The 13,061-nt window shown below is 27.3% G+C and carries 10 protein-coding genes, 1 tRNA gene and 2 riboswitches; of the genes, 7 read left to right on the top strand and 4 right to left on the bottom strand.

What is annotated here, in order from left to right:
• Positions 1–192: 192 nt before the first annotated feature.
• From IC214_RS09090 to IC214_RS09075, 4 genes are all read left to right on the top strand, one after another.
• On the top strand, positions 193–1,146 hold the full coding sequence (locus IC214_RS09090; protein WP_227823793.1) for an ABC transporter permease: 954 nt from the start codon (positions 193–195) through the stop codon (positions 1,144–1,146).
• A complete protein-coding gene (locus IC214_RS09085) occupies positions 1,136–2,092 on the top strand; it encodes an iron chelate uptake ABC transporter family permease subunit (RefSeq protein WP_227855802.1) in 957 nt (318 codons plus the stop codon). The genes IC214_RS09090 and IC214_RS09085 overlap by 11 nt, the downstream gene beginning before the upstream one ends.
• Positions 2,089–2,844 carry an ABC transporter ATP-binding protein gene (locus tag IC214_RS09080; protein ID WP_227433112.1) on the top strand — a complete coding sequence of 252 codons (756 nt, stop codon included), beginning with the start codon at positions 2,089–2,091 and terminating at the stop codon, positions 2,842–2,844. The genes IC214_RS09085 and IC214_RS09080 overlap by 4 nt, the downstream gene beginning before the upstream one ends.
• A gap of 84 nt (positions 2,845–2,928) precedes the next feature.
• Positions 2,929–3,897 (top strand): siderophore ABC transporter substrate-binding protein, encoded by a 969-nt coding sequence (locus IC214_RS09075; protein WP_227834546.1) that lies wholly within the window; start codon positions 2,929–2,931, stop codon positions 3,895–3,897.
• Between the two features lie 133 nt (positions 3,898–4,030).
• Here the strand turns inward: IC214_RS09075 and IC214_RS21165 are convergent, their stop codons facing one another.
• Positions 4,031–4,246, bottom strand: coding sequence for a GntR family transcriptional regulator (locus tag IC214_RS21165; protein ID WP_227824258.1), 216 nt, complete (start codon positions 4,244–4,246; stop codon positions 4,031–4,033).
• A 984-nt stretch (positions 4,247–5,230) separates the two neighbouring features.
• Between IC214_RS21165 and IC214_RS09065 the strand changes: the two genes are divergently transcribed.
• A complete protein-coding gene (locus IC214_RS09065) occupies positions 5,231–7,090 on the top strand; it encodes a GGDEF domain-containing phosphodiesterase (RefSeq protein ID WP_227866512.1) in 1,860 nt (619 codons plus the stop codon).
• Positions 7,091–7,388: 298 nt separating this feature from the next.
• Here the strand turns inward: IC214_RS09065 and IC214_RS09060 are convergent, their stop codons facing one another.
• The 3 genes from IC214_RS09060 to IC214_RS09050 all read right to left on the bottom strand — a co-directional run bounded on the left by IC214_RS09060 (position 7,389) and on the right by IC214_RS09050 (position 10,186).
• A complete protein-coding gene (locus tag IC214_RS09060; RefSeq protein WP_227433117.1) occupies positions 7,389–7,988 on the bottom strand; it encodes a TerD family protein in 600 nt (199 codons plus the stop codon).
• Between the two features lie 102 nt (positions 7,989–8,090).
• Complete coding sequence (locus tag IC214_RS09055; protein WP_227831088.1) at positions 8,091–8,888, bottom strand: MetQ/NlpA family ABC transporter substrate-binding protein; 798 nt, start codon at positions 8,886–8,888, stop codon at positions 8,091–8,093.
• Positions 8,889–9,001: 113 nt separating this feature from the next.
• Positions 9,002–9,109, bottom strand: a riboswitch (SAM riboswitch).
• Between the two features lie 90 nt (positions 9,110–9,199).
• Positions 9,200–10,186, bottom strand: coding sequence for a lipoate--protein ligase (locus tag IC214_RS09050; protein WP_227866511.1), 987 nt, complete (start codon positions 10,184–10,186; stop codon positions 9,200–9,202).
• A gap of 168 nt (positions 10,187–10,354) precedes the next feature.
• Positions 10,355–10,531, top strand: a riboswitch (Lysine riboswitch).
• A gap of 144 nt (positions 10,532–10,675) precedes the next feature.
• Between IC214_RS09050 and IC214_RS09045 the strand changes: the two genes are divergently transcribed.
• Positions 10,676–12,406, top strand: coding sequence for a Na+/H+ antiporter NhaC family protein (locus IC214_RS09045; protein ID WP_227482416.1), 1,731 nt, complete (start codon positions 10,676–10,678; stop codon positions 12,404–12,406).
• A gap of 111 nt (positions 12,407–12,517) precedes the next feature.
• Positions 12,518–12,598 (top strand) — tRNA-Leu (locus IC214_RS09040).
• Positions 12,599–13,061: the final 463 nt, after the last annotated feature.

The raw sequence follows: 13,061 nt of genomic DNA, 5'->3' as shown, positions 1-13,061 counted from the left end.
CATATATATAGATTTATATATGAGATATGGTTTAGATTAAATTTAAATGTTACTAGAATTTTTAATTCTAGTAACATTTTTTATATAAAAAAACAAATATATATACATATTGACAATGATAATTATTATTGATAAAATGTAAAAAGAAATGATAATAATTATCATTTTTAGTAAAAAAATTAAGGAGGGAGAATGAAAAAGAGATATTTAATTATAGGAATAATAATTTTATCTTATTTTTCCTTATTTATAGGAGCAGAAGATATAAACATAATGCATATATTTGCAAAAAATCAGCATAAACTTATGATATTTGTCATGAGTAGAATACCAAGATTAATAAGTATATTAATTGCAGGTATAGGAATGAGTATAGCAGGCCTTATAATGCAACAGATAAGTAAAAATAAATTTGTATCGCCTACTACAGGAGCAACAATAGATGCGGCTCAATTTGGTATAGTAATTTGTATGCTTTTAATACCAAGTGCATCGATTTTCACGAAGACCATAATAGCATTTATATTTTCTCTTATAGGAACATTTATGTTCATGAAAATAATAAGGAAGTTACAGTTTAAAAGTATAATATTCGTGCCATTAGTAGGTATAATGTTTGGAAATATAATAGGTTCTATGACTGATTTTATTTCATATAAATATGATTTGAGTCAAAATGTAAGTTCTTGGATGCAAGGTGACTTTTCTATGATACTTAAAGGAAATTATGAAATATTATACATAACAATACCTCTCATAATAGTAGCATATATTTATGCAAATAGATTTACTGTTGTTGGGATGGGGATGGATTTTGCAACTAACCTAGGTCTAAGTTATAAAAAAGTCGTTAATGTAGGTTTAATAATAGTAGCTCTTGTTACAGTATGTGTAGTTGTTACTGCTGGTAATATACCTTTTATAGGTCTAATAGTTCCTAATATTGTATCTTTGTATATGGGTGACAATATAAGAGATAGTATATGGCATACGGGATTATTTGGGGCACTATTTGTACTTATATGTGATATTTTTGGAAGGCTTATCATTTATCCATATGAAATATCTATAGGGCTTACAGTTGGTGTTATAGGAAGTATACTATTCCTTTACTTAATACTAAGGAGGAATATAAATGAAGCTTAGTCTTAATAAAAAAATTTACTTAGTGACTGCATTACTCTTGATATCAATGGCACTTTTTTTAACCTATGGAATAGATATGAATAATCTAGATTATGCATTATCACAAAGAATACCAAAAATACTTGCAATGATACTTGGAGGAGGATGTATAGCATTTACTACAGTAGTATTTCAAACAATTACTAACAATCAGATATTAACACCAAGTGTGCTAGGATTAGATTCCTTATATGTAATGATTCAAACTATAATAGTATTTATATTTGGAGCAAGCAGTAATCTCATTACAAATGAAAATTATAATTTTATCATTAATGTGACTATAATGATTGTAGCTTCAATGTTATTGTATAGGGCATTGTTTGAAAGAAAAGAAAATAATATTTTCTTTTTAATCCTAGTAGGAATGGTATTTGGAACTCTATTTAAAAGTGCAACAACATTTATTCAAGTAATGATAGACCCTAATGAATTTCTAGCACTACAAACTAGCATAATGGCTAGTCTAAATAATATAAATACAAATGTATTGTTAATTGCATTTATAATAGTTATTGCAACAATACCTTTTATATATGATGATATAAAATATTTAGATGTACTATCATTAGGTAGAGAGCAAGCAATTAATTTAGGTGTAGATTTTGATAAAGTAGTAAAAAAAATGATAATCCTAATAGCAATTTTAGTTTCAGTATCAACAGCACTTATTGGACCTATGACATTTTTAGGTCTTTTACTAGCCAACATAGCTAGAGAAGTTTTTAAAACATATAAACATACCTATTTAATTTTAGGTTCTATATTGCTAGGAATGATTACGTTAATAATAGGTCAATTTTTTATACAACATATATTCAAATTTGATACAACATTAAGTGTAGTAATAAATTTTATAGGAGGAATTTACTTTATCCAATTATTATTAAAGGGGGCAAATAGATGATAGAAATAAAAAATATATTTAAAAAATATAAAAATAAAAATGTTGTAGATAATGTTTCTTTTAATATAGAAAAAGGAAAAATAACATCTTTTATAGGTCCAAATGGGGCTGGTAAAAGCACTGTGTTATCAATAGTAACAAGACTTATAGGAGGTGATAGTGGAGAAGTATTGATAGAAGGAAAAAGCTTGAGTTCTTACAACAATAAAGAACTTGCAAAAAAAATAGCTATACTTAAACAATCTAATAATATAACTTTAAAACTCACAATAAGAGAATTAGTTGGCTTTGGAAGATTTCCATACAGTGAAGGAAATTTAACTCAAGAGGATGAAAAATATATTAATGAAGCAATAGAGTATATGAAATTAACTGATATACAAGACAAATATTTGGATGAATTAAGTGGAGGTCAAAGACAAAGAGCTTATATAGCAATGGTAATAGCCCAAAATACGGAGTACATATTACTTGATGAACCACTTAACAATTTGGATATGAATCATTCAGTACAAATGATGAAGGTACTTAGAAGTCTTTGTGATGAGTTAGGTAAGACTATAGTGTTGGTCATGCATGATATAAATTTTGCTTCATGCTATTCAGATAATATAGTTGCACTTAAAAATGGAAAAATTGAAAAGGTAGGTCGTACAGATGAAATAGTTAATGAAAAAGTTTTAGGAGATATTTACGAAATGAACTTTGACATTAAGCATATAAATGGAAATAGAATATGTGTTTATTTTTAAAACACTATAGATAAAAATCTATGAATTTTCTAATCAAAATTTAAACTAAGACAAGTATTAATAAAAAATGAGGGAGACATTAAGATGAATAAAAAAGCAGCAATAATAGCAACCGTGGCTATAGTAGGATTAGTAGCAGTATTTGCATTAGGTGGGAGTAAAAAAAGTGATAAGAAAACATTAGATGCTTCAAATGCTACTATAAAAATAACTCATAGCTTAGGAGAAACAGATGTAAAGTTGAAGCCTAAAAAAGTAGTAGTATTTGATTATTCAGCACTAGATACAATGGATGCACTAGGTGTAAGTGAGAGTTTAGTAGGACTTCCAAAATCAAGCTTACCAGTATCTTTAGAAAAGTATAAAGATGAAAAATATGCAGATTTAGGTGGATTAAAAGAACCAGATTTAGAAAGTATAAAATCAACAAATCCAGATTTAATCATAATAAATGGAAGACAAGAAGATTTTTATGAGCAATTATCTAAGATTGCACCAACAATAAGTACAAGTAAAGATGATAAGAAGTATTTAGAATCTGTCAAAAATAATATAAATAAAATAGCTAAAATATTTGGAGTAGAAGAGAAGGCTAATCAAGAATTTGTTAAAATTGAAAAGAAAATAGAAGTTTTAAATAAAAAAGTAACAGAAAAAGACTTAAATGCTTTAACTCTTATGGTAAATGAGGGGAATTTAAGTGTATTTGGTGAAGAGTCTAGATTTAGCATATTATATAATAGTTTTGGATTTAAGAATAAAGATAAAAATATAAAGGAATCAAGTCATGGTCAAAATATTACTTTTGAATATGTAGCTAAACAAAATCCAGATATTATGTTTGTTATAGATAGAGGTATAGCTACTGGTAGTGATGTGAAAGCTGGTTTAACAGCTAAATCTGTTCTAAACAATGACGTAATAAAGTCTATGGATGCTTATAAAAATGATAATATAATATACTTAGATGCACCAACATGGTATGTAAATGATGGTGGTCTTACATCTTTAAATAAGATGATAGATGATGCTTCAAAAGCAGTTAATAAGTAAGTCTATTTTTTATGGCAAATGTGTTTTATATAATGATTATGTAATCAGCCACCTTAAAGTGGCTGATTTTTTTTGATTTAAATACTTCTGTGGACGAGTTTTGTAGACTTGTATAAATCTATAACAGTTTCCTTTATTGCTGAAAAGTAATTAATTGAATACTTTTTTGAATTTCTTCATCTTGTTCAGAGATGATAATAGAAGTTAGTTTAACTCTAATTGAAATATAGCCAGCATCTTGTATTTTTGATAGAGCAGTACGAGCTGTTTGTGGTGCAACTCTAAATTGCTTGCAAATTGTTTCAATAGATGGTAGAGTTTGCCCTTTTTTATAATGTCCAAATAATATACTCTATACATAGTATTCATAAATTAAATAATACAAGCCATATTCGTGTTTCAAAGTATTTACACTTCCTATTATTATACAACTTATTTGATGAATCTTATTTTATCATTCTATGTTTAAGGTTTAAGAAAACTAGCTAGAACTTGCGGTTTATTAGTTATTTTGATACAATTAATCTAATACATACATGAACAAGGTTATGTTATTATATTAATAATTCAATGGATATATATTTATTATATAATCTCTCAGGAGTGGTTTAAATATTAAAATAAAATCTTCTAAAAAAACGTTTTTCTATTTTTGTTACTAATTATTGATTTTATCCGTATAAAACCTCCAGCATATGCACTAAAGAAAGAATGTAGAAATTGATTAAACAGACCCTTATTTCTCAACTAGTTTACATAAAAAATACTTTGCACAACAAAACTTGAAAAACATTTACAAGTGTATGGACTTATGAGTGATTATTTTATTAAGTATGATTATAAAAAACACATTGATATTTTCAATACCACCTACAAAGGAGAATGAACAACCTAGATTAATAACAATGAAAAAAAGGAAAAAGGTCACGATAGATTTTAGATTGCAGATTTTGAATAAAAATAAACAAACATTAAACTTGCAATAGCTATTATGATTATAGTATTTATATAGGTTCTAAAGTTTGTTAACAGAAACTAAACCTAGACCTATTGGAAAATTTGAAAAAATGATGATTTACAAAAATATGCAATGTCAAAAATAAACTATGTAGAATAAAATCTTCTATATTTTAAGTAATAAGAGAGTTTTATTAAGGTTTAATACACGTTATTTGAGAAAATGATTATACAATATTTTACTAAGTTGGTTATTAAAAATGTTTAGAAAATTTATTGAAGAAATCATATTAATTATTTATAACATATAAAAACCTAGTTAGCATAATTGTAGAATATCTGATAAACGTGAAAACATAGGGGATAGAGGTATTTTATGAAGAGATTTTTAAAGATAACTATCTTAGTTTTATTTGTTTTATTAATTTCTATAAGTTACATTTCTGTTCAATTAATTCACAACATTGGAGATTATGGAAAGTTGATTAATTATGTTGGTATTGTTCGTGGAGCGAGTCAACGTCTAACTAAATTAGAAATGAATTTTCAACCAAATGATGAACTAGTAGAATATATCGATGAAATTTTACATGAATTAAATACAGGACATGGAAAATATGGTCTAGTAGTCACTGATTGTAAAAAATATAACGAGTATTTATCTTTATTAGAAAGAAAATGGGAAAATTTAAATATTGAAATTAAAAAAGTAAGGATGGAAGAAGATAGTAGTCAGTTACTACAAACAAGTGAAGAATTTTTTAAGATTGCAAATGACACAGTATTTGAGATAGAACATTATTCGAAAGAAAAAAGCGATTACTTAATGACTTTAATAATTATAATATCAATTGTAGGTATAGTAGCATGGATTATATTGATTATGCAGTACAATAGAAGATTAATTAGACTTGAAAAATTAAATGTAGATTTAAAAAATATTGCATATAAAGATGAACTTACAGGAGCAAATACTATAGACAAGTTTAAGTTGGATGCAGAACAGTATATTTATAAACATAAAGACAAGAAATTTGCTATATTTTATATCGATTTTGAAAATTTTAAGTATATCAATGATATATTTGGATACGATTATGGGGACATGATATTAAAACGCTATTCTAATTTCATGATGGATGATATTGGAAAATATGAAACATTTGCAAGAGAGATTGCAGATAGATTTGTTGCATTAAGATGTTATGTAGATAAGGAAGCTTTACTAAGAAGACAACAAATTGTAGATGATAAGTTGATTAACATTACAGATGAAATTAAAAATAAATATAGTATTACTATTGTCAGTGGAATTTGTTGTATTGAAGATGTGAATGAAAAATTAAATATAGATGACTTGATAAATCGTGCAAATTTTGCACAAAAGACTGTCAAGAATAAACCTGGTACTAAGTATGCTTTCTATAATGAAAATATTCGCAAAAAAATGATTGAAGAAAATACCATTAAGAGTAGAATACATGAAGCACTCGATAGAAGAGAATTTGTTGTTTATTTTCAACCTAAAGTTAATTTACATAATCAAAAAATAGATTGTGCAGAAGCTTTAGTACGTTGGATGACACCAAACAAATGTGTGATATCTCCAGCGATATTTATTCCAATATTAGAAAAGGAATTTTTTATTAGCTTAGTAGACCAATATGTATTTGAAGAGGTATGCAGATGGATTAGAAAGAGATTAGATGAAAATGAACAAGTTGTTCCCATCTCAGTTAATGTTTCTAAGATTCAATTTTATAATGCTAAGTTTGTAGAAACTTATTCGCGTATACAAAATAAATATAATATACCTAAAAATACTATAGAAATTGAATTTACAGAAAGTGTTGCTTTTGAAAATCAAGAGCATCTTTTAGAAATTGTACATGACCTACATGAAAGTGGCTTTACTTGTTCTTTGGATGATTTTGGAAAAGGATACTCGTCTCTAAGTGTTTTGAAGGATTTACCATTTGATGTTTTAAAGCTTGACTCAATGTTTTTTAAAGAAAGTTTAAATAAAGAAAAAGAGAAGATAGTAATAAAAAATATTATACATATGATAAAAGAGTTAAATATTATAACTGTTGCTGAAGGTATTGAATATAAAGAACAGGTTGAGTTTCTTAAAGAGATTGGGTGTGATTTGGTTCAAGGGTTTGTCTTTTATAAACCAATGCCAATATTAGACTTTGAAAAAATATTAGATGAAGAAACTGTTTATAGTTTATAATAGTTAAAGTATATTTTAATATATACTAATCTAATAAAGTGCTTATAATATAAGTGCTTTATTAATTTTGTTAACTATCTAAAATGTACAGTGATACAAATATTGAGAATAACATCAATACATAATATACAACTTTATTTAAATAATTACATGAAAACTATAAATTCTTATAAGGTTTTATGTGAGGTGTAAATAATATAGAGTTATGTTTTAGAGAAGATGAACTTATTGATAGTGTTGATGGCGAATACATAAATAAAGACTATAAGTAGATTTACTTATAGTCTCTTAAACATTGTTATTTTTTCCCTGCAACCCATTTTAAGCCCCAGTTAAATTCATTATCCATTTCTCTATGTCCTTTAAAGTATTTAACTACCTTTTCAACACTAAATGTTTCATCGTTTACATTTTCTATTAATGCTATTGAACACATATTATAGCCATTTTTATGCTCATCAAGCTTAACCACTAAATCAGAATCTTGTTTTTGTTTAATAGTTACAACTCCGTCAGCTTCTGACCAATTAGCCACACCTTCATAAATAAAAGCATAAATCAATATTCTTTTTATTTCTTTTATCTTGTTACCATTGATTCTTATATTTTCGCCTTGTGTATTGCTTCCTGTTCGGTCATCTCCATCTAGTTGAGCAAAAGGAGGATGTTCTAAATTGCCAAAAGAATTGCCTAACGCTTGAACAGCACCTTTTACACCATTTTTCATTTCAAACAAGCAACCTAAATCTAAATCTATATTACTATTTCTTAGAGCTCCAAAAAAGCCCTTTTTTTGTACTTTTTGATTCCAATTTAAATTAACTAAAATCTCACCTAAATCGGTATTTTCTTTTTTTGTAAGATTTATTTTTTGTCCTTTTTTCAATTCTATAGCCATAGTAATCTTCCTCCACAAACATAGATTTACTTAAATGGTAGCACTTAACAAGTCAATATTCAACAAGATTACAATAATAATATTAAAATTATACTAATTCTACTAAAAAACAGGAATTACAATTCCTTTGTATTTTTCTTTAATTAAGTTTCTTGCTTTATCTGATGTAAGAACTTCTTGTAGAACTTTAATTTTTTCACTATCTTTATCTTCACTTCTAAATGCTAAAAGATTAGCATATTCATCATTTACCGGTGCTGTGTAGATTCCATTTTTCTTAGCATCAAGATCAGCAGGTACTGCGTAAGTAGTGTCTATAAATGCAGCAGTTACATCTGGAAGAGAAGATGGTATTTGAGCAATATCTAATTCTTTGAATTGTATGCCCTTTGGATTTTCAATTATATCTTTAGGACTAACTAAATTATTTTCTTTAGGTAAAGTTAAAAGTCCTATACTTTCAAGATATCTAAGGTCTTTAGAACAAGAAGATGGATTGTTGCTTATTGCAATTGTATCTCCCTTTTTAAATTCATCAACAGATTTTATTTTGTAAGAGTAAAGTATCGCTGGGCATACATATAGTTTAGTTCCTGCCATTATTTTATAACCTTTAGCTTTAACAGCTTCTTTTAGATAAGGTTCATGTTGAAATAGATTTGCATCAATTTCGCCATTATTTAAAGCTTCATTTGGAAGTATGTAATCGTCAAAGTTCTTAACTTCTAAAGTATAACCTTTTTCTTCAATCAGTGGTTTTAGTTCCTCTAACAACTCTCCACCTGGAACTAAAGTAGCACCAACAACAATTTTTTTATCGTCTTTAGATTTTGAACATCCAACTACAGATAAAGTAAATACTAGACATAATAACAAACTTAATAATTTTTTGAATTTCATAAAAATTCCCTCCTGAATATAATTGATTAGTTAAAAATAAAATACCCTCTTTTTATCACATTGTGAAAATAAAATAAGCCTGAGTGTAAACTCAGGCTTTAAAAGCTAATTTAAACTCATCTTTCAGTACAATACTGCAGGATTTAGCACCAATGTATATTAAAAAATATACTGGTTGCTGGGTTTCACAGGGCCAGTCCCTTCACCACTCTGGATAAGAAGTATTAATTTTTAATTATGTTATACATATTAGCATGATTTTTTGTATCTGTAAACATAATTTTATAAATATTTTAAAGTTTTTGTTATTTCTATTTAACACCCAAAATTCCAGAAACTAAAATATTAGTATCAGCACCCAAGAAATAGTCATTTATTTCAATAGCATCTAAAATAGCTCTCAATGAATTCTCCTCATGCTTTGTACCAATAAGTTTATCTTCTACAAAAGATACATCACACTTCCCAAAGAAATCTCCAAAAAACTTTATACTAGTTATTATACCTTTATCAACATTTAAATTAAATTCTACATTTCCACCAGCATATTTTAATTCATTTGAAAGAGAGTATTTTGGTGAATTACCAAAATTCCAATCCCAAGTTTCATATTTTGATTTAGTAAGTTTTTCTATTTCTTCTATGTCATATTTACTTAGAGAGTAATTTGTATTACCAGTATTTGTTGAAAAAAGATAATTCATTATAGCATCTTTAAACTCAAGTATATCCATATCAGACTGTAAATGTTCGCTTATATTGGTTACACGAGACTTTACAGATTTTATGCCTTTACCTTCAAACTTTATGGGTTTTACTTTTAGTGCATTTGAAAGGTCATTTATTTCAGATGAAAATAAAAGTGTCCCATGATGCATCACTTTATTTTTATAGTTATGTTGAGCATTTCCAGAGAATTTTTTACCTTCTATAAGAAGGTCATTTCTTCCAGAAAACTCAGCATTGACATCTAAGGTTTTAAGCAAGTCTATTATTGGTTGAGTGAATCTTCTGAAATCACTAAAGCTATTATTATTACAAGCTATAAATGTAAAGTTTATATTTCCTAAATCATGAAATACAGCTCCTCCGCCAGATTGTCTTCTAACAACTGGTATTGAATGTTCTTTTATATATTCTAAGTTTATTTCAGAAAGTGTATTTTGATTTTTTCCAACGATTATAGAAGGTTCGTTCCTCCATAAAATAAATAAATCTTCGTCAAAGTTTTTAAGTAGATATTCTTCCATTGCTAAATTAAAATAAGGGTTTGTTTTTTCATTGTAAATTAATAACATTAAAGTAATTCCTCCATATAATTGATAAAATTTTTTTAGCTGATTTTAGTACAATTATTTTTATAATTCGACAATAATATAAAAAATCCTTTAAAGTAAAATTTTTAAAACTTCCTTGCAAATTTTAAATAAATAATATATACTCAAAATATATTTAATAAAAGTGAATAAAAGGGTAGAGGCGCAATAATCTATCAGTACCAATAAGGAGTTAAGCACAAAGAATTATTGGGAAAGGGGATATTGCCGAAGTTTTATAATCGATGCTTTAAGATTATATTGCTGGGGGTACATAAAATATATGTACAACTGTCACAGGTTTATTTGTGGTGAGCTATCATTTAAGGAATTATATTATATTTGTTTTTAGTATTATCAATGTATTGTAATGTTTAAGCCTTGAGTGTTTACCACTCAAGGCTTTTTTATTTTATCATAACCCATAATACCCTATATAATTCACAAAATTAAAAAGAGAGGGAGATTTATATGAGAAATAAAAAATTTAACATTATTTTTCTGACGACAATTATGTTTATAATGTCAACTGTAATGGTATTTGCAGAGGAAGATATAGATACAATTGCACTGGCTAACGCAGAAAAATTTGGAATTTTAACTTTAATACCACCATTAGTTGCTATAATACTTGCATTTATAACTAAAAATGTAATAATTTCTTTATTGCTAGGAATTCTTTCTGGAAGTTTTATAATTCAAGTCAGTGGAGTTAATGTATTTGCTGCATTTATACAAGCGTTTTTAGACTTAGTAGATAGAGCTTTAGTATCTCTGTCAGACCCATGGAATGCAGGGATAATACTACAAGTCTTAGCAATTGGGGGAGTAATAAATCTTGTTGCCAAGATGGGTGGTGCTAAGGCTATAGCTGAAGCACTTGCAAAGAGAGCAAAATCAGCTAAAGGTACACAGATTATAACTTGGTTTTTAGGTCTTTTAGTTTTCTTTGATGATTATGCTAATTCATTAATTGTAGGACCTATGATGAGACCAGTTGCAGATAAAATGAAAATATCAAGAGAAAAATTAGCATTTATAATAGATGCTACAGCAGCACCAGTTGCTGGGCTTGCTATAATATCTACATGGATAGGTCTTGAAGTTGGTTTGATACATGATGCTTTTGAAAGTATAAGTGTAGATGTTGATGCATTTGGCATATTTTTAAATACAATACCATTTAGATTTTATAACATATTAATATTAGCATTTATTGTAATTTCAGCGTTATTATTAAAAGAATTTGGACCAATGAGAAAAGCTGAAATAAAATCTAGAAGTAGAAAAATTGGTACAGACCTTGATGAAGGTGTTGAAGAGTTGGATGATTTAGCTCCAAAAGATGGAGTGAAATTAAGTGTATGGAATGCTATAATTCCAATAGGTACATTAATAGTAGTTGCACTAGCATCATTCTATTATAGTGGATATACATCTATAATGGGAGGAGAAGATAAGACTTTAATACAATTATTTACAAATTCGCCATATTCTTTTGAAGCAATCAAAGAAGCGTTTAGTGCATCTGATGCATCTAGAGCATTATTCCAATCTGCATTAGTTGCAAGTCTAGTTGCTATTATAATGGCTGTAGTTAAGAAGATTTTTACAGTATCAGAAGCAATTGATGTTTGGATAGATGGTATGAAAAGTTTAGTAATCACTGGTGTAATATTAATACTTGCTTGGTCATTAAGTTCAGTAATAAAAGAGTTAGGTACAGCTAAATTCTTGATACATTTATTATCAGGTTCACTGCCTCCATTCTTACTACCAAGTTTAATATTTGGATTAGGAGCAATAATATCTTTTGCTACTGGAACTGCTTATGGAACAATGGGTATACTTATGCCACTTGCGATACCACTTGCATATTCACTAAATCCTGACATGTCTTATGTAATAGTAAGCACAAGTGCAGTTTTAACAGGTGCAATATTTGGAGACCATTGTTCTCCAATTTCAGATACAACAATACTTTCTTCAATGGGAGCTGGATGTAATCATATAGACCATGTTAATACTCAAATGCCATATGCTATATTTACAGCAGTAATTACTATTGTATTTGGATATATACCAGCTGGATTTGGATTGCCAATATATATAGTATTGCCAGTTGCTATAGCAGCTGTATTTGTAGGTCTTCAAGTTATAGGTAAGAGAGTTGATGAAGCAGAAATAGAACTTGCAGAATAAGGCTGTAAATGAATTTTACCTTTTATTATCATTATTTTGTTTATTTTTAGATAATTTAAAAAAGTTATTGAAAATAATAGCGAAATATAGTAAAATAAAAGAGTAATATAAGCGGATGTGGCGGAATTGGCAGACGCACTAGACTTAGGATCTAGCGCCATTGGCGTGGGGGTTCGACTCCCTTCATCCGCACTTTACAGTACTTAGTTGTGCTGAAAAAAAACTGGGGTTGCTGGCTTTCGGAGTGGGCTATCCCGTTTTTATTTTTTGATAAATAACTATATTAAATTAATAGGGATACCTAATGATAGGAATTTGCTATATTGTTATTTTTAGAAAACTTGTAAAAAAACTCAATAAGTTCTTTTTGTTATACAAAAATAAAATTACATATACAACATTTAAAATGTATGTAAATAAAGGTATAAAATTTTATAGCAATGTATTTTAAAAGTATAAAATGATTAAAATTTTAAGAAATATTCAAATCACATAACCATTCAATAGTTGTAATTCTATTAAAAATATTCTATTTTAAAAATCTTATTTTTCACAAGTTTAAAATTGTAAACGATTTCATCAAGTGTATGAATATACTTTTAACATGTTATAGTAAATCTCGATACAAATTTACATTTGGTTCTTTGTGTGTTAT

This window comes from Clostridioides sp. ES-S-0190-01 (assembly GCF_020658275.1).
In the GTDB taxonomy this organism is placed as follows: domain Bacteria; phylum Bacillota; class Clostridia; order Peptostreptococcales; family Peptostreptococcaceae; genus Clostridioides.
Note: the sequence above shows the minus strand (reverse complement) of the source record. Positions and strands in the feature narration are given on the sequence as shown.